At 69.6% G+C, this 24,750-nt stretch carries 20 protein-coding genes and 1 pseudogene; 4 read left to right on the top strand and 17 right to left on the bottom strand.

Annotated elements, in window-relative coordinates:
* The first annotated feature begins 64 nt into the window (after nt 1-64).
* Nucleotides 65-427, top strand: a complete 363-nt coding sequence (locus SH922_RS30380; protein WP_393061422.1) for a DoxX family protein — start codon at nt 65-67, stop codon at nt 425-427.
* Nucleotides 428-459: 32 nt separating this feature from the next.
* Here SH922_RS30380 and SH922_RS30375 read toward each other — a convergent pair whose 3' ends face one another.
* From SH922_RS30375 to SH922_RS30350, 6 genes are all read right to left on the bottom strand, one after another.
* A complete protein-coding gene (locus SH922_RS30375) occupies nt 460-2,052 on the bottom strand; it encodes a cation acetate symporter (RefSeq protein WP_393061420.1) in 1,593 nt (530 codons plus the stop codon).
* Nucleotides 2,049-2,492: a DUF485 domain-containing protein gene (locus tag SH922_RS30370; protein WP_393063735.1), complete on the bottom strand. Its 444-nt coding sequence runs from the start codon at nt 2,490-2,492 to the stop codon at nt 2,049-2,051. Before SH922_RS30370 ends, SH922_RS30375 begins: the two co-directional genes overlap by 4 nt.
* Nucleotides 2,493-2,623: 131 nt before the next feature.
* Nucleotides 2,624-3,301 (bottom strand): response regulator, encoded by a 678-nt coding sequence (locus SH922_RS30365; protein ID WP_393061418.1) that lies wholly within the window; start codon nt 3,299-3,301, stop codon nt 2,624-2,626.
* Nucleotides 3,298-4,461, bottom strand: a complete 1,164-nt coding sequence (locus SH922_RS30360) for a sensor histidine kinase (RefSeq protein WP_393061416.1) — start codon at nt 4,459-4,461, stop codon at nt 3,298-3,300. Before SH922_RS30360 ends, SH922_RS30365 begins: the two co-directional genes overlap by 4 nt.
* Nucleotides 4,458-4,976 carry a DUF1453 domain-containing protein gene (locus SH922_RS30355; RefSeq protein WP_393061414.1) on the bottom strand — a complete coding sequence of 173 codons (519 nt, stop codon included), beginning with the start codon at nt 4,974-4,976 and terminating at the stop codon, nt 4,458-4,460. Before SH922_RS30355 ends, SH922_RS30360 begins: the two co-directional genes overlap by 4 nt.
* 157 nt (nt 4,977-5,133) lie before the next feature.
* The gene (locus SH922_RS30350; protein ID WP_393061412.1) at nt 5,134-7,254 is read right to left on the bottom strand and encodes a type IIA DNA topoisomerase subunit B; all 2,121 of its coding nucleotides are present in this window, start codon (nt 7,252-7,254) and stop codon (nt 5,134-5,136) included.
* Nucleotides 7,255-7,685: 431 nt separating this feature from the next.
* On the opposite strand from SH922_RS30350, the gene SH922_RS30345 reads away from it, so the two are divergent.
* Nucleotides 7,686-7,919: a hypothetical protein gene (locus SH922_RS30345; protein ID WP_024489001.1), complete on the top strand. Its 234-nt coding sequence runs from the start codon at nt 7,686-7,688 to the stop codon at nt 7,917-7,919.
* Nucleotides 7,920-8,024: 105 nt separating this feature from the next.
* Here SH922_RS30345 and SH922_RS30340 read toward each other — a convergent pair whose 3' ends face one another.
* The 8 genes from SH922_RS30340 to SH922_RS30305 form a co-directional block, all read right to left on the bottom strand.
* Nucleotides 8,025-8,855, bottom strand: coding sequence for a S1 family peptidase (locus SH922_RS30340; RefSeq protein ID WP_393061410.1), 831 nt, complete (start codon nt 8,853-8,855; stop codon nt 8,025-8,027).
* Between the two features lie 131 nt (nt 8,856-8,986).
* On the bottom strand, nt 8,987-10,528 hold the full coding sequence (locus SH922_RS30335) for an RNA polymerase sigma factor (protein WP_351003579.1): 1,542 nt from the start codon (nt 10,526-10,528) through the stop codon (nt 8,987-8,989).
* Between the two features lie 323 nt (nt 10,529-10,851).
* The gene (locus tag SH922_RS30330) at nt 10,852-11,712 is read right to left on the bottom strand and encodes a FadR/GntR family transcriptional regulator (RefSeq protein ID WP_393061408.1); all 861 of its coding nucleotides are present in this window, start codon (nt 11,710-11,712) and stop codon (nt 10,852-10,854) included.
* 181 nt (nt 11,713-11,893) lie between these two features.
* Entirely contained in the window at nt 11,894-13,726 is a 1,833-nt protein-coding gene (locus tag SH922_RS30325; protein ID WP_393061406.1) for an ATP-binding cassette domain-containing protein, read from the bottom strand.
* A gap of 187 nt (nt 13,727-13,913) precedes the next feature.
* Nucleotides 13,914-14,678 carry an NUDIX domain-containing protein gene (locus tag SH922_RS30320; RefSeq protein ID WP_393061404.1) on the bottom strand — a complete coding sequence of 255 codons (765 nt, stop codon included), beginning with the start codon at nt 14,676-14,678 and terminating at the stop codon, nt 13,914-13,916.
* A gap of 115 nt (nt 14,679-14,793) precedes the next feature.
* Nucleotides 14,794-16,095, bottom strand: coding sequence for a DUF4192 domain-containing protein (locus tag SH922_RS30315; RefSeq protein ID WP_393061402.1), 1,302 nt, complete (start codon nt 16,093-16,095; stop codon nt 14,794-14,796).
* A 151-nt stretch (nt 16,096-16,246) separates the two neighbouring features.
* A complete protein-coding gene (locus tag SH922_RS30310; protein WP_393063734.1) occupies nt 16,247-16,369 on the bottom strand; it encodes a hypothetical protein in 123 nt (40 codons plus the stop codon).
* A 118-nt stretch (nt 16,370-16,487) separates the two neighbouring features.
* Nucleotides 16,488-18,647: a RecQ family ATP-dependent DNA helicase gene (locus SH922_RS30305; RefSeq protein WP_393061400.1), complete on the bottom strand. Its 2,160-nt coding sequence runs from the start codon at nt 18,645-18,647 to the stop codon at nt 16,488-16,490.
* A 585-nt stretch (nt 18,648-19,232) separates the two neighbouring features.
* Here SH922_RS30305 and SH922_RS30300 point away from each other — a divergent pair.
* Nucleotides 19,233-19,869 (top strand): annotated as a pseudogene (locus tag SH922_RS30300) (hypothetical protein).
* 146 nt (nt 19,870-20,015) lie between these two features.
* Here SH922_RS30300 and SH922_RS30295 read toward each other — a convergent pair.
* The 3 genes from SH922_RS30295 to SH922_RS30285 form a co-directional block, all read right to left on the bottom strand.
* A complete protein-coding gene (locus SH922_RS30295; RefSeq protein WP_393061398.1) occupies nt 20,016-20,636 on the bottom strand; it encodes a hypothetical protein in 621 nt (206 codons plus the stop codon).
* A 60-nt stretch (nt 20,637-20,696) separates the two neighbouring features.
* The gene (locus SH922_RS30290; protein WP_393061396.1) at nt 20,697-21,407 is read right to left on the bottom strand and encodes a ribonuclease HII; all 711 of its coding nucleotides are present in this window, start codon (nt 21,405-21,407) and stop codon (nt 20,697-20,699) included.
* 798 nt (nt 21,408-22,205) lie between these two features.
* Nucleotides 22,206-22,832 (bottom strand): TetR/AcrR family transcriptional regulator, encoded by a 627-nt coding sequence (locus SH922_RS30285; RefSeq protein ID WP_393061394.1) that lies wholly within the window; start codon nt 22,830-22,832, stop codon nt 22,206-22,208.
* A 246-nt stretch (nt 22,833-23,078) separates the two neighbouring features.
* Between SH922_RS30285 and SH922_RS30280 the strand changes: the two genes are divergently transcribed.
* Nucleotides 23,079-24,632, top strand: coding sequence for an MFS transporter (locus tag SH922_RS30280; RefSeq protein WP_393061392.1), 1,554 nt, complete (start codon nt 23,079-23,081; stop codon nt 24,630-24,632).
* Nucleotides 24,633-24,750: the final 118 nt, after the last annotated feature.

Below are 24,750 nucleotides of genomic sequence, written 5' to 3'. Positions count from 1 at the left end.
AAGCGTTCCGATAGTCACCGATCATGTGCCTGCTTACAAGTCGTAACCATGACGGAGGACGAAGATGGAGATCGCCTACTGGATCGTCGCCGGGCTCCTGGCGGCCTTCTACCTGTACGCGGGTGGCAAGAAGGCCGTCCGGAGCCAGGAGCAGCTGGCGCCCATGATGGGCTGGGTGGACACGGTTCCGATGTGGCTGGTCCGGGTCATCGGCGTCGTCGAGATCCTTGGCGCTGCCGGTCTGGTGCTGCCGCCGCTCACGGGGATCGCGCCCGCCCTCGCGATGGCGACAGCGCTGGGCCTGCTCGTGCTCCAGGTGCTGGCAGCTGCCCTGCACCTGTCCCGGGGCGAGGTCAGGGAGACCGGCCTGAACGCCGCCCTCATCGCGCTCGCCGCGGTGACGGCATGGCTGGCCACGACCTGGTGAGGCGCCGCCGGAGGCCGTGAGCCCCGGTCCTGTCACACCGCGCCGGCTCCGGTCAGCGCACGCACCTCGGTCTCCGCGTGCTTGGCGTCATCGGACGGCTCGGTCGAGGTGACCGTGCCGATCCAGCCGGCGAGGAAGCCCAGCGGGATGGAGACCAGACCGGGGTTCTCCAACGGGAAGAGCTGGAAGTCCACCCCGGGGAACAGAGCGGTGGGGCTGCCCGAGACGACCGGGGAGAGCAGGACGAGCAGGACCGCGGGGATCAGGCCGCCGTAGACCGACCAGACCGCCCCGCGGGTGGTGAACTTCCGCCAGAACAGGGAGAAGAGCAGCACCGGCAGGTTCGCCGATGCTGCGACCGCGAAGGCCAGGCCCACCAGGAATGCCACGTTCAGGTCCTGGGCGACCAGCCCCAGCCCGATGGCGGCCAGCCCGATCCCGGCCGCGGCAACCCGGGCCACGGCGACTTCGCTGTACTGCCGGGAGCCCGGCCGCCTGAGCGAGGCATAGAGATCGTGGGCGACGGACGCGGACGAAGCGAGAGTGATGCCGGCGACGACGGCGAGGATGGTCGCGAAGGCCACCGCGGCGACCACGGCGAACAGAATCGTTCCCCCCGTCGAGCCCTCGCCGCCGCCGAGGACCAGGGCGAGCAGCGGAACGGCCGTGTTCCCGGCGGGATTCGACTCCCGCACCTCGGCCGAGCCGACCAGTGCCGCCGCCCCGAAGCCGAGCACGATCGTCATCAGGTAGAAGCTGCCGATGAGGCCGATGGACCAGACGACCGACCGGCGGGCGGCACGGGCCGTGGGCACGGTGTAGAAGCGCGACAGGATGTGCGGAAGGCCCGCCGTGCCGAGCACCAGTGCCAGCCCCAGGCTGATGAAGTCGACGCGGGCCGTCCAGCTCCCGCCGTAACGCAGTCCGGGCGAGAGGAACTCCTTGCCGTACCCGCTGCGGTCGGCGGCGGAGTTGAGCAGCTCATTGATGTTGCCGTGGAAGTGGACCAGGACCAGGACGGTGAGGACCACGGTGCCCGCCATCAGCAGAACGGCCTTGACGATCTGGATCCAGGTGGTGGCGCGCATTCCGCCGAGCGACACGTAGACCACCATGAGCGCGCCCACACCGATGACTGTCCATGACCGCGCGGCTCCGCTCGTCCCGCCGAGGAGCAGGGCGACGAGACTGCCCGCCCCCACCATCTGTGCCACCAGGTAGAGCACGGAGACGGTGACGGAGGAGGTCCCGGCAGCGATCCGGACCGGGCGCTCCGCCATGCGGGCCGCCACCACGTCGGCGAGGGTGAACCGCCCGCAGTTGCGTACGAGTTCCGCCACCAGGAGCAGGACGACGAGCCAGGCGACCAGGAAGCCGACCGAGTAGAGCATGCCGTCGTAGCCGTAGAGGGCGATCACTCCGGAGATTCCGAGGAACGACGCGGCCGACATGTAGTCGCCTGCGATCGCGAAACCGTTCTCCATGGGCGAGAACAGCCGGCCGCCCGCGTAGAACTCCTCGGCCGAACCCTGCCGGTTGCGGCTCACCCAGGTCGTGATGCCCAGCGTGACGGCGATGAAGGCGCTGAACAGCAGGAGCGCCAGGGTCTGGTGGTTCCCGCTCAACGCCCGATCCCCCGTGTCATCTCCTGGGTGTCCCAGCGCAGATCGAGCGCGGCCCGGTCCCTGCGCAGCCGCGCATGCCGTGCGTACGCCCCGGTGAGCAGGAACGTGGTGAGGAACTGTCCCAGTCCCGCGACCATGGCGACGTTGACCGCCCCGGCCACCGGACGGGCCATCAGACCAGGGGCGGTGACCGCCGTGACGACGTAGGCGAGGTACCAGACGAGGAAGGCGAGGGTGGCGGGGACGACGAACCGCCGGTACCGCCGGCGCACCTCCTGGAAGGCCTCGCTGCGCTGCACCTCCAGATAGACCTCCGCCGCGCTGTGACCACTCCGAGGTGCGGCGGGGCCGGGCACCGCGGCGGGCGCGAAGCTCCCCGTACCGTCCAGCTCCCCCCATCCGGAGGCCAGTGCGTCGTACCACGGGTCGTCGAGCCGCATCCCTGCGGCTTCGCGCCCTGCTTCCTTCTCCACCGAACAACTCCCCTTGTCCACGGACCACTTCGGCCGCGTACCCAAGAATGGGCAGATCGGGAAGATCCCGGGCACTTCATTCGCCAGACTTCACCTCTTCAGGTGAAGGATGTCCCGGGCGGCTGTGCGAGCCCTCGAACGTACGCGTAGCGAACCGCCTGGGCTCGATCGCGGAGCCCCGCCTTGGCGAACAGGTTGTTGATGTGACTCTTCACGGTGGCCTGCGAGATGTGGAGCCTGCGGGCGATCTCCGTGTTGGACATCCCCTCGGCGATCAGGACGAGCACCTCGGCCTCACGGGGAGTCATCCCGTCGGGCAGCTCCGGCTCACCGCTCACTGCGCGCGAAAGGGGACCTGCCGTGACCTGCTCCAGCAGACGGCGCTGAATCGTGGGTGAGAGCCCTGCCTCACCCGAGAGCACGGCCTGGATGGCCCTTACGATCTCGTCGCCCCCGGCGTCCTTCGTCAAGTAGCCCCGGGCCCCCGCCCTGAGTGCCGGAAAGAGCGAGTCGTCGTCGGCGAAGGTCGTCAGCACCACGACCTGCGTGCCAGGGAAATCCGTGCGAATGCGGCGCGTTGCCTCCACCCCGTCGCAGCGGGGCATCCTCAGGTCCATCAGGACGACGTCCGGGGCGTGCTCGGCCACGAGAGCGACGGCCTCCTCGCCGTCCTTCGCCGATCCGACCACCTCGATCCCGGGCAGCAGCCCCAGCAGCATCACGATTCCCTCACGCACCACCGACTGGTCGTCGGCGACCACCACCCGCGCGGTCACGCGGGTACCCGCAGACTCACCACGAACCCCTCCTCGCCGGGACCGGCCTCCAGGCTGCCGCCCAGCAGTTCGGCACGCTCCCTCATCCCCAGCAGACCGTAACCGGATCCACTGACAGCGAGCTCTCCCCCGGCACCGTCTCCACCCGAATCGCTGACTTCCAGGGCGATTGCGTCCGGTTGATACTCCAGCCTGATCAGCACCCTGGCCCCCGGCGCATGCTTGCGCACATTGGTCAGCGCCTCCTGCGCCACGCGCCGGACCGTCTGCGAAGCCTCGGCGGTCAGCACCCGCCGCTCCCCCACCACTCTGACCTCGGCCGGCTCGGCCACCACCAGCAGCCGCAGGAAATCCTCCACGGGCGACACCTCGCCACGCAGGGCGGAGAGCGCCTGCCGGGTCTCCGCAAGCCCCTCACGGGCCATGGAGCGGGCCCCGACCACCCGCTGCAGGACCTGGTCCCGGAACTCCCCCGCAGGCTCCCTCTCGATCAGCAGCCGCGCCGCCTCCAGGTGCACCAACTGCGCGGACAGGCTGTGCGCGAGCACGTCATGGATTTCCCGGGCGATCCTGGAGCGTTCGTCCAGCGCCGCCGTTTCGGCTTCCGCCACCCGGGCAGCCCGCTCCTGGGCCAGGAGCCGCTGCGCGCTTCCACGGGCCTCGGCGTCCAGACGCAGCACATACCCCGCGAGGCAGAGCCCGGCCGTGGTCATCGCCGTGGTCCTCCAGTCGTCGGTGCCCACCACGGCGTACGCGCCCAGCGCCACGGCCGTGGACGGGACACCGGCCGAGAGGGGCAACCGCTCCAGGGCCGTGACGGCGCAGCCGCACCAGAGAACCGCCGCCGGCACGTCGGCCCCGGCCTGCTGCGCCCCGAGCGCCGCGAGCATCAGCAGGAACAGCAGGCCGAGCGAGGGCCACAGTCGGTTCTCCAGGCTGGTCCGGAAGAAGGCCACGGCGACCGCCGCGCATCCAGCCACCCCGGTCAGCCCGACCACAATCTCCCACGGGCCGAACCGGCCGCCCGTGAAGGTCCCCCAGAGCATCAGAGTGAGCAGCCCGGCCCGCACCGACCACCCGATCACTGTCCGTGACCGTGTGCGGGTCTCCCGTGCGAGGGCTTCTCTCGACGGCCAGCTCGTCCAGGCAGCGGGGGTCACACACGGTCCTTCCCGGCCGGCCGGAACGGCACTCCTTCGGCAGGACCACGGTACGGCTGAGGTATCTCCGCGGCCCGCCGCGCCAGCACGCCGCTACGCACCAGCAAAGTGGCCGCGAGAGCCGCCAGCAGGGCGGGGGCGTCCTGATGTACGCCCAGTGCCACGGCGAGCCCGTACAGAGCCGCCCGCAGTATCAGACCACCGGTCCAGACGCAGACGGTCGCCCTGGTGCCCTTGCTCCACAGAGACCCGTCCTCCGCGCGCCAGAGGCGGGTGGTCCACGCCCAGCCGGCCCCGGTGACCACCCCCACGGCCAGTTCGGCCCCCAGGACGACGACCGACAGCGCCTCGTGACGCGGATCCACGAGTCCGGGCCCGCGCAGAGCCATGACGAGCAGCACGCCCGGCAGGATCCACCAGCGGCGGTCGCCCGAGAGCTGCTGCGCCGAGCACTGGCGGACGACGACGAGAGCGATGACCGCGATGATCACCAGGACATTGACGAGGCCGGGCATGGGCGCCTCCGAGGTGCGGGAAGTTCTGCCACTTCGACGCTACGGAAACAGCCCGTTCAAGGGATCGGCTCAGGGGTGGATCAAGGGTGGAGCCGTTGTCTCCACCCAAGGGTGGAGACAACGGCTCGGTCCGGCGGAATGCCGGGCACGACGCGGCTCAGACGTCGATGCGAGAGCGGTCCAGTGTGGCCGCCGAGCTGGTGATGAACTCCTTGCGGGGCGCCACCTCGTTGCCCATCAGCAGATCGAAGACCTTCTCGGACGATTCCAGATCGCCGATGTTGATCCGCCGCAGTGTGCGGTGACGCGGATCCATCGTCGTTTCAGCCAGCTGGTCGGCGTCCATCTCGCCCAGACCCTTGTATCGCTGGATCGAGTCCTTGTACCGGACGTTCTTCCGCTGGAGCTCCAGCAGCCGCTGGCGCAGCTCGTTGTCCGAATACGTGTAGATGTACTTGTCCTGCCCCTTCTTCGGCTGGACGAGCTCGATCCGGTGCAGCGGGGGAACAGCGGCGAAGACCCGTCCCGCCTCGACCATGGGCCGCATGTACCGCTGGAAGAGCGTCAGCAGCAGGATGCGGATGTGGGCACCGTCCACGTCGGCGTCGACCAGCAGCACGATCTTGCCGTAGCGGGCGGCGTCGATGTCGAAGGTCCGGCCCGACCCTGCTCCTATGACCTGGATGATCGCCCCGCACTCGGCGTTCTTCAGCATGTCGGAGACGGATGCCTTCTGAACGTTGAGGATCTTGCCGCGGATCGGCAGCAGTGCCTGGAACTCGCTGTTCCGTGCCAGCTTGGCGGTGCCGAGCGCGGAGTCGCCCTCCACGATGAACAGCTCGCTGCGCTCCACGTCGTCGCTGCGGCAGTCGGCGAGCTTCGCCGGCAGGGAGGAGGACTCCAGAGCCGTCTTGCGACGCTGCGCGTCCTTGTGCTGACGAGCGGCGATCCGGGTCCGGGCCGCCGCCACCGCCTTCTCCAGGACCGCTCTGGCCTGGGCCTTCGCGTCCCGCTTGGTGGAGGTCAGGAACGCCTTGAGCTCCTTGGCCACGACGTTCGCGACGATCCGGTTGGCCGCCGAGGTGCCCAGCACCTCCTTGGTCTGCCCCTCGAACTGCGGCTCCGCCAGTCGTACGGTCACGACCGCGGTGAGGCCCTCCAGTGCGTCGTCCTTGACGATGTCGTCCTCGGCGACGCGCAGCATCTTCGCGGACCGGAGGACCTCGTTGACCGTCTTGGTCACGGAGCGTTCGAAACCGGACACATGGGTGCCGCCCTTGGGGGTGGCGATGATGTTGACGAAGGACTTCAGGTTGGTGTCGTACCCCGTGCCCCAACGCATGGCGATGTCGACGACCAGCTCGCGGGTGACCTCGGTCGCCGTCATGTGGCCACGGTCGTCGAGCACGGGCACGGTCTCCTTGAACGTGCCCTGACCGGTCAGGCGCAGGACGTCGCAGACGGCCTTGTCCTGGGCGAGGTACTCGCAGAACTCGCTGATCCCGCCGTCGAAGCGGAACGTCTCCTCCGTCTTGCCCTCGCCGTCCAGGCCCCGCTCGTCGCGCACGACGATGGTGAGGCCGGGGACGAGGAAGGCCGTCTGGCGGGCCCGCTGGTAGAGCGTCTCCAGGTTGAGCTTCGCGTCCTTGAGGAAGATCTGCCGGTCGGCCCAGTACCGCACCCTCGTACCAGTACGCGCCTTCGGGACCCGCTTGCCCTTGAGCAGTCCGTTCGCCGGGTCGAAGGGGCTGTCCGGCCCCTGCTCGGTGAACATGCCGGGCACCCCGCGCCGGAAGCTGATCGAGTGGGTCGCGCTGTTGCGGTCGACCTCGACGTCGAGCCGGGCGGAGAGGGCGTTGACGACGGAGGCGCCGACGCCGTGCAGACCGCCGGAGGCCGCGTAGGAGCCGCCTCCGAACTTGCCTCCGGCGTGCAGCTTGGTCATCACGACCTCGACGCCGGACAGGCCGGTCTTGGGCTCCACGTCGACGGGGATGCCACGGCCGTTGTCGCGGACCTCGACGGAGGTGTCGTCGTGGAGGATGACCTCGATGTGGTCGCAGTACCCGCCGAGGGCCTCGTCGACGGAATTGTCGATGATCTCCCAGAGACAGTGCATGAGGCCGCGGCTGTCGGTGGACCCGATGTACATGCCGGGGCGCTTGCGAACCGCTTCGAGCCCCTCGAGTACGAGCAGGTGCCGCGCGGTGTAGTTGGAACCGTCTCGGTCTGCTCCGGTCAGCAGCGCAGTGGACGGCACGGACGTATCGGCGGTCACGCGGTTCGCTCCTCGCTGAATTTCATTTGGGGCCCAGTGGGTAACGGGCTCGGCTTCGGTCGCCGCTGAGAGGGTACCGAGGCCTGGTAGAGCGGGTGTACCGCCACCCTCGGAGAACCCTCACACTAGTCCAGCCTCGCATACACGTTCGATCCCTTCTTGGAGTGACGCGTACATCACGTTCCCTTCCAGGCATGAACCATTTAGGCTCCGGGCACGTCCTCATGAACAACCGGCAAGCCAGCCGGCGGGACCGACCCACAAGCAACGCGAAACCGTAGCGCTACGCAATACGGCACATTCGCCGCGAACCGGCAACAGACAGCCATCCTGAGAAGAAGTTTCGAAGAAATGCCACGAGCGGGAACGTTTTCGGCCTGGTTGGATGTTGACCCTGGTACGACAGCTCGTCGAGCTAGAGAAGAGGCGACGTGACTACTGTTCTGACCCCCGCGAGCCCGCTGACCGCAGCAGACCGCTGTGACCGTTGCGGCGCCCAGGCATACCTGCGCGTCGTCCTGATCAGCGGCGGTGAACTGCTCTTCTGCGCCCACCATGGTCGCAAGTTCGAGCCGGAACTCAAGAAGATCGCCGCGGAAATACAGGATGAGACGGACCGGCTGACGGCCGTGCAGGCCCAAGCCGCCGAAGAGGAACAACACTGACACCTCGCATCCACGACGAGCCAGGGGCCGGTCCCGCACCGGCCGACGGGCGGCTCCCCACGTGAGGGGAGCCGCCCGTTCTCGTACCCGACTGACCGGTGCCGGTCAGGCGGCTCCGTCCATCCACTCGATGGCGGCGGAGATCCGCGTGTAGACGCCCGGGCTGTCGGCGAGGCCGCAGCCGTTCCCCCAGGACACGAGGCCGACGAGCCTCCCCTGGGCCACCAGAGGCCCTCCACTGTCCCCCTGGCAGGCGTCGTAGCCGCCTTGGGGTTCGCCCGCGCAGAGCATCGCGGAGGCGTCGTAAGTGCCGCCCCTGCCCCCCGGGTAGGCCTGCTCGCACGAGCTGTCCGGCAGCACGGTCACTTTCGCGGAGCGGAGCGACGTCGCGTAGTCACCGTTGCCGGTCGTATCGCCCCATCCGTAGACGGCTGCGGGTGTTCCCGAGGCGTACGCGGAGTCACCGGCCTGCGCCATGGGGATCACGCTCTGTTCGGGCAGCGCCTCGGCGAGGGTGAGCACGGCGACGTCACCGCTGTTGGTAGCGGCGTCGAACCCGGGGTTGACCCACGTCCCGCTCACCGCGATCTCCTCGCCGCCGGTGCCGTTCAGCTCGTCGCGGCCCGAGATGATCCGCAGATCACGCACCTGGGTGACATCGACACCCAGCGCCTCCCGGGTCAGACAGTGCGCGGCCGTCAGTACCTTCTTCGGCCCGACCACGACGGCGCCGCAGAACTGGCCGGCCCGGGTACCTCCGAACCGGTCACGGCTGGAGAGCGCCACCACCCACGGACTGTCCTTGACATGAGCGGGCTGGCCGCCGATGACGATGCTGTCCGCGACTGCCGAGGCGGGGGAAGCCAGCGGTATCACTGCCATTGCGGCAGTGAGGGCGAGCGCCCCGGTCATGGTGCGGACGACGGTACGGGACATGCGTACTCCTGACTCTGTGATGGACCATGCCCACCCAGAGTCATTCCGCGGCCCCCAACCCGCACCCGCACAGAACCGAGGGCCCGGATCCCCCATGGGATCCGGGCCCTCGGCCGACGTGTCTTCGCGACCTAGTCGAGATAGTCGCGCAGCACCTGCGAACGCGACGGGTGGCGCAGCTTGGACATCGTCTTGGACTCGATCTGACGGATGCGCTCACGCGTCACGCCGTAGACCTTGCCGATCTCGTCCAGCGTCTTCGGCTGTCCGTCGGTGAGACCGAAGCGCATGGAGACCACGCCCGCCTCACGCTCGGACAGGGTGTCGAGCACCGAGTGCAGCTGCTCCTGGAGGAGCGTGAAGCTGACCGCGTCGGCCGGGACGACCGCCTCGGAGTCCTCGATCAGGTCACCGAACTCACTGTCTCCGTCCTCACCCAGCGGGGTGTGGAGGGAGATCGGCTCGCGGCCGTACTTCTGGACCTCGATGACCTTCTCGGGGGTCATGTCGAGTTCCTTGGCCAGCTCCTCCGGGGTGGGCTCACGGCCCAGGTCCTGGAGCATCTGACGCTGCACGCGCGCGAGCTTGTTGATGACCTCGACCATGTGCACCGGGATACGGATGGTGCGGGCCTGGTCGGCCATGGCGCGGGTGATCGCCTGACGGATCCACCAGGTGGCGTACGTGGAGAACTTGTAGCCCTTGGTGTAGTCGAACTTCTCGACGGCACGGATCAGACCGAGGTTGCCCTCCTGGATCAGGTCCAGGAAGAGCATGCCGCGGCCGGTGTAACGCTTGGCCAGCGAGACCACGAGCCGGAGGTTGGCCTCCAGCAGGTGGTTCTTGGCGCGGCGGCCGTCCTCGGCGATGATCTCCAGCTCACGCTTGAGCTTGGGAGCGAGCTTGTCGGAATTCGCCAGCTTGTCCTCGGCGAACAGGCCCGCCTCGATGCGCTTGGCGAGCTCGACCTCCTGCTCGGCGTTGAGGAGCGGGACCTTGCCGATCTGCTTCAGGTAGTCCTTGACCGGGTCGGCCGTGGCGCCGGCGACGGCGACCTGCTGCGCAGGTGCGTCGTCCTCGTCGTCGTCGGAGAGGACGAAGCCCTTGTTCTCGCCCTCGCCCTCCTCTTCCTCACCCTTGCCGGCCTTGACTTCCTCGGCGGCGTCGTCGCCGTCGAGGATCTCGTCGTCCTGCTTGCCGGCCTTCTTCGACGCGGTCTTCTTCGCCGCCGTCTTCTTCACGGCGGTCTTCTTGGCAGCCGTCTTCTTGGCTGCCGCCTTCTTCGCAGGCGCGGCGGCGTCATCAGCCACCGCGTCCACGGTCTCGGCCGACGGGGCGGCAGTGGCCGCGACGGTCCGTGTCACGGTCGTCTTGGCCGCGACGGTCTTGGTGGCGGTGCGCTTGACCGGGCTCTTCGCTGCGACGCTCTTGCGGGCGCGCTTTGACGGCTCCGCGGCACTGACCATCAGCGTCACACCCTCTTCCTCGAGGATCTGGTTGAGGCTGCGCAGAACGTTCTTCCACTGGGTTGGCGGAATCTGGTCAGCCTCGAAGGCCCGACGCACGTCATCGCCGGCGATCTGCCCATCAGCCTTTCCCCGCTCGATGAGCGCCATGACAGATTCGGACTCGGCGATCTCCGGCGGGAGCGTACGGGATGTGCTGGCCGACACGAACAACCTCTCGGAACGATGGAAACGGCTTCCGGCCCGGCCCGGAGAGGGCTGGAACCGACGACCGTCGGGCTGGGTATGTACCGACGGCGCGGGCTAGGCCTCAGAACTGCACAGCGCCCTCAATGGCTGCTGTATTCCTTCCGCGGCGGTCACCTCTTAAGTCATCGCGCTGTTTCGAGGAGTGTTACGCCCAATCCGCGTGGCCCGAGTCACACCTCATTTACGGCGAACCAGACCAGGGGTGACATCCCTCCACAATTGTGCCGCCGGACCGCGGGGGTCCGACGACACATGGTTCGTACACCCTGACCGCGCCGCAGTCAGTGCTCGCGCGGCGCCGGCACCACTCGGTCGGGGTGGACCACGAGCAGCTGCCGCATGGCCGCCTCGGCGCCCGCGGAGTCGCCTGTCGCCAGGGCCTCGACGATGCGCGCGTGGTGGCCGAGAGACGCCTCGTTGGGCCGGTCACAACCAGTGACGGGACCGCCCGAGACCTGCAGAGCGGCGGAAACGATGCCGGAAAGGTGCTCCAGCATGCGATTGCCGGCGGCCTGGATGAGCAGGGAGTGGAATTCCGCGTCGGCGCGCGCACAGGTGATCGCGTCACCCTGCCCAAGGGCGTGCCCCATGATCTCGACCATGTCCCCGAGCCGCTGCTGAAGATCCTCACGTCCGTGACCGGCGGCCAGCCGGGCGGCCAGAGGTTCGATCGTCCACCGGAGCTCGCCAAGCTCACGACGCTGGTCGTCGCGCTGCGGGCCGAACGCGCGCCATTCGATGATGTCGGGATCGAGCAGATTCCAGTCACTGACCGGCCGGACCCGGGTGCCCACATTGGGCCGGGCGCTGACCAGGCCCTTGGCCTCCAGTACACGCAGTGATTCCCGGACAACGGTGCGAGAGACCTCGAACCGCTGACCGATCTCCTCCGGAACCAGGGGCCGGTCGGCGCCGAGGTCACCGGAAACGATCATCTGACCCAGCTGCTGAACAAGTTGGCCATGCAGGCCGCGGCCCCGGCTGGCCGATCCCCGTCGGCTCATGCGGCCGAGCTCGGTATCCGGGCCGTCCCAGGGCCGGACGGCGGCACGTTCGCCGGCCGGCGCCTCCGCATAGGTGTAACGGTCGAGTTCGCCCGGGCCGGTGATGCCGGTGTCGGCGGTGCGGGCGGCGGTCATCATGGTGTGCGCAAGGGTACTCACGCATCCTTTGTCGGCGCGTCTCAGCCACCCCTTGAGGTCTTTGGTGAAAAGCACACGAAAGGGTGATCGGCACTCGCCTCGCAATTGACGCCTTATTGGTATAAAACGGGCATTTTAAATGGAGTTGTGGTTCCCGGTACGTCCAGAGTCTCTTCGGCGATCACCAACGCACTCTGCCGCGGAGGCTCGTGAACAGATACGCGCAGACAAGGACCGACAACGACAGGGTCAGCGCGGTTCCCACGGGGTGCGCCACGACCTTCACCACGGCCAGCACCCAGCGGTCCACCTCGTGCGGCCACTGCAGCCATGTCAGTTCCCTGAGCCGGGCCGGAAGTCCGCTCACCGAACGGGCGGTCGGCGCCTTCGGCATCGCCTGGAGAAGCGGAACCATCAGCACCGGAACGGCAAGTACCGCGGCGACGCCGGCCGCCGTCACACGGAAGATCCCGGCAGCCAGCAACCCGGCCCAGGCGCAGCCGACTGTCAGGCCCGACCAACTCACGGCCAATGGCACCGCATTCGGGGGGACCCGGACCAATTCCCCGCCGTACACGAGGCGGAGAGACTCGGCCGAGACCAGCACGGCAAGCAGTGCCAGCAGCAGCGCGACGCCCGCCGAGACGGCCAGTTTGGCGAGCAGCAGCCCTAGCCGGCGGGGGACGGTTCCGCGCCCGGCGGCGAGTGCGGGATAGCGGAACTCGTCGCCGAAGGAGAGGGCGCCGAGCAGCCCGGCACCCAGCGCGGCGGGGGGCAGCGGCAACAACGAAGGCCAGGCGGCCAGTACGTTCGGCAGCGGGGTACGGCCGTCGCGGGCGAGCAGGACGGAGAGCACGGCCGAGGCCACGAGGCCGACGACAACGATCAGCGTCGTCGTCCTGACGCCGAAGAGGCGGCGCAGTTCATATCGCACCGGGCGCAGCGGGCCACGGGCCGGTCGCCGCCTGATCGGCGGCGGCAGGTGCGCCGCGCCCGAGTTCGCGGCCGGGCGTGCGTCGGGCTCGGGAACGTCGGCAGCGGCGATGGGGGCCGCACCGGCTCCCACAGCGGCGCCCGGACCGTCACGGAGGGGTCGGGGCGTGTCGACGGGGCCAACGGGGCCGGGGCCGCCGTCGGGCCGGTCGTCGCCGACCTCGTCTGCGAGCTGATGAACGGGAAGCCCGTGGCGGAACGCCGCGTCTCCGATCTCCGCGCAGCTGCTGCCATAGACGGAGAGGCGGCTGCTGCTGGCCTCGGTGACGACTTCGACGGAGCGCCGGGCAGCTCGCGCCTCGCGGGTGACGATCGCAGCGAGGCGGGCGGCATGCGGGGAACGGACCGCGACACGAGGACGCAGGCGGGTGCGGGAGAAGTCGGCGACGGCCTGATCGGCGACAAGACGTCCGGCGTCGATGGTCACCACGTGACCGGCCGACCGAGCGGCCTCCTTGGGATCCTGCGTGGTGTACAGAACCGTGCCGCCCTGATCCGCATGGGACCTGAGCATCCCGTGCAGCCAGTCGGCCTCCCGCGTGGCGAGCCCTTCCACGGGTTCGTCGAGGATCAGCGTGTGCGGGTCGCCGAGCAGAGCGGATGCGAGCGCCAGTCTGCGGTCCATGCCTGGGGAGAGCATGCCGATGCGCTGGTCCCCCAGCTCGGCGAGCCCGACGGTGTCGAGCAGGGCATCGGCCCGGGACGCGGGTACTCCGGCAGCGGCGCAGAGCATGCGGAGCTGTCCCCGGGCGGTGCGGGCGGGGTGCCCCGGCACGTCCCCCAGCAGCACGCCCACTTCCCGGGCCGGATGGGCCACGCGGTGCAGCGGTCTGCCCCGGAAGTAGGTGATGCCGCGTCCCGGTTCGAGTTCGAGCATCAGTCGCAGGGCCGAGGTCTTGCCGGAACCGGGAGGGCCCAGCAGTGCGGTGACGCAGCCGGATCCTGCTTCGAACGTGAGGTCGTCCACGGCGGGCGGAAGTCCGCGGTGGCGGGCGCTGGTGAGTCCGATGGCCTGGAGCATCGCTTCTCTCGCAGGAGGTGAGGCCGCTCGACGGCAGAAGGTACTGCAGCAAGATAACCCGACATATCGGACTTTTTGCGCAACGCCGAGTCCACGGCGTTCCGGCGGACCACCCAAGCAGTCCGAGTGGACCCGCGCAGCCCGGCAGGAACTACGCCAAGGTCACCCGGGCGCCCAACCTCAAGGGTCAGACCTCAGGCCGCAGCATCGGCGGATTCAGCACCGTGGCCGAACCCGACCGGAACAACTGGGCGGGGCGGCCCCCCTGCCTGGTGGTCGTGCCGCCGGCGGGCACCAGGAAGCCGGGCGTACCCGTCACCTTGCGATGGAAGTTCCTCGGATCGAGCACCACCCCCCACACCGCCTCGTACACCCGGCGCAGCTCGCCGACGGTGAACTCGGGCGGGCAGAACGCGGTGGCCAGCGAGGAGTATTCGATCTTGGAACGGGCCCGCTCCACGCCGTCGGCGAGGATCCGGGCGTGATCGAAGGCCAAAGGCGCCTGGCGCTCACCGTCCCGTCCGTAACCCCCCTCCGGTCCGAGCAGGTCCTCGACGGGCGCCCAGCGCGCACTGTTGGCGTCACCGCCCGCCCGCGGGGCGGGCAGATCGGGGGCCAACGCGAGATGGGCGACGCTGACGACCCTCATACGCGGATCGCGGGCGGGGTCCCCGTATGTGGCGAGCTGTTCGAGATGAGCTCCGTTGCCGACCGCGGGAGTAGCCGGGTCGTGTGCACACAGCCCGGTCTCCTCGACCAGTTCGCGTGCCGCCGCGGCGCCGAGGTCCTCATCGGCCCTGACGAAACCGCCGGGCAGTGCCCATCTGCCCTGGAACGGCGTCTCGCCTCGGCGCACGACCAGGGCGCAGAGCGCGTGACGGCGCACCGTGAGCACGACCAGGTCGACGGTGACAGCGAAGGGCGGGAAGGTCGACGGGTCGTAGGGCGGCATGCCGTGATCATAGTCGTCTGCCTGACGATAAACACTCCCTTCGTGTTGCTCTTCATCGGTCACCGCGCCTGGCCGGACCGACGGTGCGGCGCCGGGATCCGGCACCGCACCGCACTCAGCGCCCGGTCCTGGTCCCGCGACGGTCCTGGGTGCGCGGCTGTCCGCCGCGGCGCCGGCCGGACGCCGTGCCAGGCCGGGCGGAACCGGTCCGCGCCCGGCGCTGCCCGGCTGTCCGTGCCCGTACCGAACGGGCCCCCGCGGCCCGTCCCGTACCGTGACCGCGCCGCACCGTCCGTGTGCTGCGCTCACCGCGCAGGCAGCGTCGCAGCGTCTCCGGATCAAGGCCCTGGTTGCAGGCCTCGTGCAGCAACTGGGCAAAGGTGTATCCAGGATCCAGCCGCAGAGCGAGGCCCAGTGCCACCCTTGCCGCCGGCTCGTCACCGGTCGACCACGAGACCCAGCCCGCCAGGGTGAGCGGAGCCGCCGCATGCTCCTCGTACGGCGCGACGCAACGGCGCGCCAGCGCCCGCCACAGTCTCAGCGCGGACTCCGCCTCGGGCCCTTCCATCCACTCCGCAGCCCTGTCCCGGGTCTCCCGGTCCTGGAGGCCCAGGATCACCCCGGCAGCCTCCTCATGGCTGATCAGCCGGTCGTCGTTGAGATCGGACAGCGAAGGCGTTGCCGCCGGGGCCCCGCCGAGGCGCTTCATGAGCCGTCGGGCCAGGTTCAGGGTGGTGCCGCTGACCTCCCTGCGGCTCTCCTCGTCGAGGAGTTTCGGCACCAGGGCGGCCCCGGCCGAGTCCAGGGCCAGTTGCTGCTCCCGGCCTGCCACGCCCGATTGTGGCGTCAGCCTGGCTTCCATCTCACGCAGCGATCCCCGCACCTGGACACCGGCGTACGTCGCTGCCGCCGCCATCACCGAGGTGCCGGGCATCGCCAACGGATTTCCCTCGGCCGGGCAGCAGCGGGCGTCGGGGCAGACGTAGGACCAGAACCTGTTGCCGGAGATGCAGAGAGCTTCGAGCACGGGCACGTCCAGCGCCCCGCAGGCGGTCCGCAGCCGCTGAGCCAAGGGCCGCAGCCGCTCCATGGTCTGATTGCCGGTTTCTCCTCGGGCCGGATCCTGGCAGAGGAAGACGACGATCGCGTCGGGTCGGCCGCCGCGCCGCTCGCTCCCCTTGATCAGGCACTCGGCCAACTGCTCTGCCACCGATGGCCACTCGTGCGCGGACTGCGGAATACCGAGCCTCAGCCGCCCGCCGAAACGGCCCCGGCCGCCGTGCAGGGCGACCATGACCACGCTGTCGTTCGGATGGAATCCCATGAGATACGGGAGGGCGTCGGCCAACTCCGCGGGCCCCCGCAAGGTGATCTGCTGCTCGTCGGACGGGCCGGTGGATTCGTGGTGCTTGTTCATGGGATGACCGTCCCGCAGTGGGAGAAATTCCGCGACCCCCTGTGGATAAGTTATCCACAGGGGGTCGCGGACTGGCGGTCTGCCCGCGATGCCACCGATTCGCGGGCGGTACGCGGCAGCCATGCCCACCGGGTCCGCGGACCCTCTCAGCTCAGGCCTGCGGGGTCCGTACCTTGGGCCAATCCAGGCCGCGCAGTTGGGCGTCCAGGCCGCCGTCGCAGTACATCAACGTGCCCACGCAGTACCCGGCCTTGGCGGACAGCAGGAAGAGCACCAACTCCGCGACCTCCTCGGGGAGGCCGGGCCGGCCCGCAGGGACGGACTTGAGGAACCACCCCGGGCAGACGGGTCGGGAGTCACCCCGAGGGAGGCATCGGGAGCCACCCACGGGATCAGCCCGCCGCGGCGAGGACCAGGGGAAGCACCTGCGTGCTGCCTGCCTGGCGGAGCAGACGGGCTGCGACCGCGAGGGTCCAGCCGGAGTCTGTGGAGTCGTCCACGAGCAGGACCGGGCCGGGAGCGGCTGCCAGGGCGCCGGCCAGGTCCTCCGAGACGGCGAAGGCGCCGGACAGCGCCTTGAGGCGCTGGGCGGAGTTGCTGCGGCGAGCCGCGTGCGTGCCGTCCGGTCCCGTGTGCGTCAGCGTGCCCAGGAAGGGGAGGCGGCCGATAGCGGCGATGCCCTCGGCCAGGGAGCCGACCAGCTGCGGACGGGTCAGGGACGGTACGGCGACGACTCCCACCGGCCGGGCGATGGCGTCCGGGACATTCGGTGCCCAGCCGCCCGAGGAGCGCGCCCAGTCGGCGAGGACGGCCACCGCGGCCTGAAGGACATCGTCGGGGACCGGTCCGTCGGGTGCGTTCTCGGCCAGCAGCGGGCGCAGCCGGTTGCCCCAGCCGATGTCTGAGAGCCGGCCCAGCGCCCGCCCGGTGGCGCACTGGTCCTTGGCCGGGATGCGTCCCTTGAGCTCGATGCCCAGCGCGGGCATCCCCGTCGGCCACATACGGCGCGGCTCGACCTCCACACCAGGGCGGTCCAGTTCCTTCGTCGCCCCCGTCAACGCGTCCGTCGAGACGGAGGAATCGGCCCAGGCTCCCGCGCAGTTGTCGCAACGGCCGCAAGGAATCGCTCCCTCGTCGTCCAGCTGCCGGCGCAGGAACTCCATCCGGCACTGGTCCGTGCTCGCGTATTCGCGCATGGCCTGCTGCTCTGCCGCCCGCTGCTTGGCCACCCACGCGTAGCGTTCCGCCTCGTACACCCACTCGGCTCCCGTGGCTGTCCAGCCACCCTTCACCCGCTTGACCGCTCCGTCGACATCCAGCACTTTCAGCATCGACTCCAGCCGGCTGCGCCGAAGGTCCACAGCCGCTTCCAGGGCCGGCACCGACAGCGGTCGTCCCGCGCCGGCGAGGGCCGAGAGAGTCTGGCGAACCTGCACCTCGGGCGGGAACGCCGTATCGGCGAAATAGCGCCAGATGGCCTCGTCCTCCTTGCCCGGAAGCAGCAGCACATCGGCATGGGCCACACCACGCCCCGCACGCCCCACCTGCTGGTAGTAGGCGATGGGCGAGGAGGGCGAACCCAGGTGCACGACAAATCCGAGGTCCGGCTTGTCGTACCCCATGCCCAGCGCCGAAGTCGCGACCACAGCTTTCACGCGGTTCTCCTGCAGATCGACCTCGGCCTGCAGCCTGTCCGCGTTCTCCGTCTTTCCCGTGTACGAGGCCACGCGGAAACCCCGCTGCCGCAGAAAGGCCGTGGCCTCCTCGGCCGCAGCGACAGTGAGGGTGTAGATGATCCCCGAGCCCTGCAGATCGTCCAGGTGCTCAGCCAGCCAGGCCAGGCGGTGGGCGGCGTCGGGCAGCTGGACCACTCCGAGCCGCAGGCTCTCCCTGTCCAGCGGACCGCGCAGCACCAGAGCCTCACCCGCACCGGTGCCCAGCTGTTCGGCCACGTCCGCCGTCACACGCGCGTTGGCTGTCGCCGTGGTGGCCAGGACCGGCACGCCGGCCGGCAGCTCGGCCAGCATCGCCCGCAACCGGCGGTAGTCAGGGCGGAAGTCGTGACCCCAGTCGGAAATACAGTGCGCCTCGTCGACCACCAGCAGACCGGTCGTAGCGGCAAGCCTCGGCAGCACCTGATCGCGGAAATCGACAGAATTGAGACGCTCCGGGCTCACCAGGAGAACGTCCGTCTCACCCCGTTCCACCTCCCCGTAGATCGTTTCCCACTCCTCGGGGTTGGCCGAGTTGATCGTGCGTGCCTGAATCCCCGCCCGCGCCGCCGACTCGACCTGGTTGCGCATCAGCGCCAGCAGCGGCGAGATGATCACCGTGGGACCCGAGCCACGCCGCCGCAGCAGAGCGGTGGCCACGAAGTAGACAGCCGACTTGCCCCACCCGGTCCGCTGCACCACCAGGGCACGACGGCGCTCCTGCACCAGAGCCGCCACTGCCTGCCACTGGTCCTCCCGCAGCCGCGCCGAGCCCCCGGGGTCACCGACGAGTTCAGCGAGAACGGCATCGGCTTCAGTGCGGAGCTCCACGTTGTCCATGCCCCCATGCAACCCGATGGCTCGGACAATCGACGACTTCACCTCGCGTGACAACCGACTCACGAACGGCCGGCAGGGCGCGCACCGATCGCGAACAGAAGAGCCAGGTTCTCCGGGCGCGACCACCCCGGACCGCACATTCACGCAGGTCAGAGTGGTGACTCAACAGGAACTCGCACGGCTCCCCTGTTGGGTTGCCCAAGTAGCTCAACCATCTAGATCACCGGGGCAGGAGCCGACCCGGGGCTCACCGCGGTGGCTGTCGACCTCAGAACCCCGGATTCCCGCGGCCGACTGCCCGGCACCGGTTTCCGCGGCAGGCCGGAGCGGACAGGTGTTTCCGCTGGTCCTAGCTGTTCAGGCGTGACAGAAGGCGTCATCCGGTGCAGGACTGGGCAGGGATATCCGCGTCATTCCGGCTGATTACCGTCAGCCGAGCCAATTGCTCGTTGCCGCCTGCCGATACGCCAGGAAGAATTGGACTCGCTCCCCGCACGGTCTTTTCGCGGGCCCGGAAGGGCTGTGCCGCGGCGCGCCCTCACCCGACCCTGCCCGCATCGTGGGCGCGTATGCGAAGGGAGGACCGTGACCTTCGGATTCGCTCCGTCCGCAGCCACTTCGATGTCGGCAGCCGCCGACTCCGCCAACCGCCTTGCCAGAATGCTCGAACCGGCCGAATGGGCGGCAGCGGGCATACCGCTGCTGCGCAGCCCCCGCGAGGTGGTCAGCGGCCTGCACGCCAGGCACCGGCCGACCCCGCAAACCGCAGTCGTCGCCGTGCTCGACCACGAGGAGCGCCTGACGGCCAGCGCCTCCTTCGCCCGTCGTTCGGTGACGGCGGACGGCGGACGGCTGGGAATTCCGCAACTCGCTGCTGGCACACCTGCGCCGGGTCATCCCGCACGATCTCCGTCGCCGCACTCCGGTCCGTACCGCGGTACTGCTCTACTGCCGCGAGGGGGACGAGCGCTGGACGGAGGAGGACGGGGCCTGGATGTGGGGGCTGCGGGACGCCTGCACGCTGCACGGACTGCGTTGTGGCGCGTACATCACGCTGACCAGCGGTGGATGGCAGGTGCTCGGGGAGGGCCGCGGCGGCCGTCGCCCCAGCTCCACCTCGCAGCCGCCCGCTCTCGCCGACACCGCACTGGACCAGCATCCTGCCCCGCTGCGTACCGGCGGCGGTGCGGTCCACGCACTGCACCGCACCGCGGCTCGCTGACCCGGGCCGTGGGCCCCGGCCGCCCTCACGGGCAGCCGGGTCACCACGGGCCGGCAGGCAGTGCGACTCAAACGCCCACGCCGAGCACGGCGTTGGTTCGCCGCAGCTCAGACGTCCACGCCGAGCACGGTGACATCCGCCGCGGCTCAGACACCCGCGCCGAGCACGGCGTTGATCCGCTGCGGGTCGCCACAGACGATGAGCAGCGCTCCGGCACGACCTTGCGCCTCAGACAGCGCACGCGCGGCGGCGTCGTCGACGGCACCGTTGACCGCGACGATCACCACCGGACGTGATGCCACCCGGTCCGCGGCTGCGGCACCGGCGAAGAACACGTCGTCGCCCGCTTCGTGCTGGGCCCAGTACGCGGCTTCGCCGAAGGAGAGCTCGTGCGTCGCCCACGGGTGCTGCTCACCGGTGGTGAGCACCAGGATGTCGCCGGGTGCGCGGCCGGAGTCGAGCAGCAGGTCCACCGCCTCGTCGGCGGCGTCGAGCGCACCGTCGGCCGCGGCGGGGATCACCTGGAGCTGGGGTGCGGAACGATTCTCCGGCCGGGCCGCGTGGGACTGGCCGGAGGTGGAGTGCGGGCGCGGCGCCGGGGGCGCGGGCCTCGCGGGGCCGGGGCCCGGACGACCGGGGCGCGGCATGGCCGCGGAACGCGGACCGGGTACGGGACGAGGGGTCGACGCGGTACGGCCGGTGGCCGACGTGGCGCGGGGACCCTGGGCGCTCTCGTGAATCTGAGGCTCCTCGGGGATGAGAGGCATGGGTGGTTGTCTATCAAACGCCGACGCGCGAGGCATCAGCGGGTGGGCACATGTGCGCGATCAGAAGTCGAAGCCGAGCTGGCCCCCGCTTTCCAGTGCGGCCGCCTCGGCGGAGAAGCGGACCTTCTTGAGGTGCTGCCACCTGGGCAGCGCGTCGAGGTAGGACCACGAGAGCCGGTGGTGGGCCGTGGGGCCCCGCTCCTCCAGTGCGGCCCTGTGCACAGGCGACGGGTAGCCGGCGTTGGCCCCGAATGCGAAGTCCGCGTACTCACCGGAATCCGCGCCGAGTTCGGCCATCACGGCATCCCGGCGGACCTTCGCGATCACCGATGCCGCGGCGACCGCGATGCAGGACTGGTCGCCCTTGATGACCGTACGCACCTGCCAGGGCCTGCCCAGGTAGTCGTGCTTGCCGTCCAGGATCACCGCGTCGGGTCGCACCGGCAGCGCCTCCAGGGCCCGCACGGCGGCGAGCCGGAGCGCGGCGGTCATGCCGAGCTCGTCGATCTCCTGCGGTGAGGCGTCACCGAGGGCGTACGCGGTGACCCAGCTCTCCAGCAGCGGCGCGAGCTCCGCGCGGCGCTTCGGGCTGATCAGCTTGGAGTCGGTGAGTCCGGCGGGAGGCTTGCGGAGACCGGTGACTGCGGCACACACGGTGACCGGTCCGGCCCACGCTCCGCGTCCGACCTCGTCGACACCGGCGACGGTCCTGGCACCGGTGGTGGCGCGCAGTGAGCGCTCGACGGTGTGCGTGGGTGGTTCGTACGGCATGGCGCCAGTAAGCGTACGCCGATGGGCGCGTCCAGAACACCCCGGGGCGCACCTGGGCCGTCTCCACCGAGGCCAGGCCCTCCCGCACCCGAACACCGCGTCGTCGGCCTCCTCGCGGGGCCGACCACACCGTAGGCGCAGGCCGCCCCGAGGCACGCCGGGGCTTGATGCCCTTCCAGGGGGAGATGCCCCGGCTCGGCCCGGAAGAGCGGCTCGGCGGCCTCCGTCTTCCAGTCCCGCACCTTCATGCGGAACATCAGCGTCGTCGCCCTCACCGCATCCGCCCGCTCACCGTCTGAAGGGCCGGGAGAAAGGACCGTCCTCCATGCCCCCCACAGGGGAAGACACCAGGCCGCGATCGAGACCGCCAAACAGCGCTCCCGTCGATGGAGCACCTGTTCCGGGGCTGGCCGACGGCCCTCCCCCGGATGCCCGACGCGGCCACGCCGAGGCCGGACTGTACGAGACCAGCGGGTTCGACGACCCCAGGCCGGTGCTCTGCACCGGCATCAGCCGCCCTCCCATCCGACCGTGGGCTGGGCACTGTTCGGGTCCACTCGAAACGTCCACGCTGGCCGCCGTTCCCTCCCGCACGCGCTCCGGGAGGCACTGACGGATCCCGACGCCGCGGGCCCTGCAATTCATGGCGGCCACGCCGCACTGCACCATGTCGTCGTCGACTGCCTGGCCCGGCAGTACGGCGAGGGCGAACTTCCCCTCGCCGGCTGTGACGTGCGTCCGCGGCAACTGGTCGAGCACCTGCTGACCGAGAGCGACAGGAAGGTCCTCATGGGTGCCTCAGCGGGGGTCGGCACGGAAGAACGGGACCGCGACCTGATCGATCAGGTCGGCGATGTCCCCATCGGTCCATTCGCTACCGCACACCTTGCTGCGATACATCATCATCGCGGGGATGACGTCGAAGGCCAGCCCGCGCAGCGCGTCGGCGCGCACCTCGCCGCGGTCGACCCCCCTGCTCACCACTTCTCTGATGAGAGCGGTCGTCGGCCCGATCACGCCACTGAGGATCACCGACTGGAACCGTTCGGCCGTGTCCGAATCACATTCGTGAAGGACCGCACGCAGCGCGGAGCCCGACTTGGAGAGCATGGCGTCACGGAGCCCGCAGCACAGCTGATAGAGGTCCTCGCGGATGTTCCCGTGGTCCGGCGCATCGCCGATCGCCGGCAGGGCGCTGCGCAGCGCGTCCGCGACCAGGTCCTCCTTGGAAGGCCATCGCCGGTAGATCGCGGCCTTGCCGGTCTGGGCACCGGCCGCGACACCCTCCATCGTCAGCCCGCTCCAGCCGACCGTACTCAGTCGCTCCAGTGCGGCGTCGAGGATCGCGCGCTCCAGCACGGGTCCGCGGCGGCGCAGGGACACCACCGGCTGCCGGGCGGCGGCTGCCGATCGCGAAGTAACCATGAGCTTCTCTCCATCGGAACAGATCGGTACGCCCGCGCCGGCCGGCTCGGAACCGGGTGGGCAGTGACAGGACGGGCGTCGTAACGGGGCGGCGCGGGACTGAGCAGGTCCCGGCCGGGACGGTGGATCCGGACGCGGTACGACAACGAGGATTCAGTGAACGCTTGCGTTCACTGAAGGGGACTCACTAACGTTGACGCAACAGTGAACGGATCCGTTCACTAATTCACTTGTGGGGGACCCATAGTGACAACCTCTCAGTTAGAAGCACAGAGCGCACCGGGGGCGGCACGACGGCAGGGCCGCCCGGGGATCGCCCTGGCTGTCATCGCCGCCTGCCAGTTGATGGTTGTGCTCGACTCCACGATCGTCAACATCGCCCTCCCGCACATCCAGGATGCACTCAGCTTCTCGACCACCGATCTCTCCTGGGTCCTCAGCGCCTACACGCTCACCTTCGGCGGTCTGCTGCTGCTCGGCGGCCGGGCCGGGGACATTCTGGGCCGCCGCCGCGTCTTCATGACGGGCATCCTGGTCTTCACCCTGGCCTCGCTGCTGGGCGGATTCGCCCAGGAACCCTGGCAGTTGCTCGCGGCCCGCGCCCTCCAGGGCATCGGTGGCGCAATCGCCTCACCGACTTCGCTGGCCCTGATCACGACCACATTCCCGGAAGGTCCCGAACGCAACCGCGCGTTCGGCGTCTTCGCCGCGGTGTCCGCGGGCGGCGGAGCCATCGGCCTGCTGGCCGGCGGGCTGCTCACCGAATGGCTCGACTGGCGCTGGGTCTTCTTCGTCAACGTGCCGATCGGTGTGCTGATCGCCGTCCTGGCGCCGCTGTACATCAACGAGTCCGAGAAGCATCCGGGCCGCTTCGACATCTCGGGCGCCCTGACCTCGACGCTCGGCATGGCCTCGCTCGTGTACGGGTTCATCCGCGCGTCCGAGGAGGGCTGGCGGGACTCCCTGACCCTGGGTTCGTTCGGCGCCGCGGTGATCCTCCTCGCGTCGTTCGTCCTCATCGAGATGCGTGCCAGGGAGCCGATCACTCCGCTGCGGATGTTCGCCGACCGCAACCGTTCCGGAACGTACGTGATCATGCTCAGCCTGGCAGCGGCCATGTTCGGCATGTTCTTCTTCATCGTCCTCTTCGTGCAGAACGTACTGGCGTACAGCCCCATCGAGTCGGGCCTGGCGTTCCTGCCCGTGACCGTCGCGATCATCGTGGGAGCGGGGCTCTCGCAGCGGTTCCTGCCGGTCCTGGGGCCGAAGCCGTTCATGGTCACGGGCTCGGCGTTCACCGGCGTGGGTCTGATCTGGCTCACGTTCATCTCCCCCGACAGTTCCTACGTGTCCGGGGTCCTGGGCCCGATGCTCGTGTTCGGCTTCGGCATGGGGCTGAACTTCGTGACCCTCACGTTGACTGCGGTCTCCGGAGTCGCCCAGCACGAGGCCGGGGCCGCCTCCAGCCTGCTCAACGCGAGCCAGCAGGTGGGCGGTTCGCTGGGACTCTCCATTCTGGTCACGGTCTTCGGTACGGCGAGCCGCAACGAGGCGGAGAAACAGGTTCCGCAGTTCCTGGCGCAGGCGTCACCGGAGCAGAAGGCGGAATTCGCCAAGACGCAGGAGCTGCCCGGGAGCTGGGGCCACGCGGTGCTCTCCCAGGGCATCTCGACCGCGTTCCTCGCCGCGGTGGCCATGGCGGGCCTCGCCCTGCTCACGGCACTGCTGGTGATCCGGGTACGCAAGAGCGATCTCGAGGCACTGAGCGGAAAGGCGTCGGCGGGAGGACCCGCCGCCTAGGGCCTCTCGTTTGGATCATGCCGGGCTCGCGGGCTCCGGCCTGATCCAAACGAAAAACCCTAGCGCGGACGGTCGCCGTGCAGAGGCTTGCGGGTGCGGACGAGTCCCTGCCGGTGAC

It is taken from the genome of Streptomyces sp. LN549 (assembly GCF_043203805.1).
In the GTDB taxonomy this organism is placed as follows: domain Bacteria; phylum Actinomycetota; class Actinomycetes; order Streptomycetales; family Streptomycetaceae; genus Streptomyces.
This window is presented reverse-complemented; position numbering and strand designations above follow the sequence as displayed.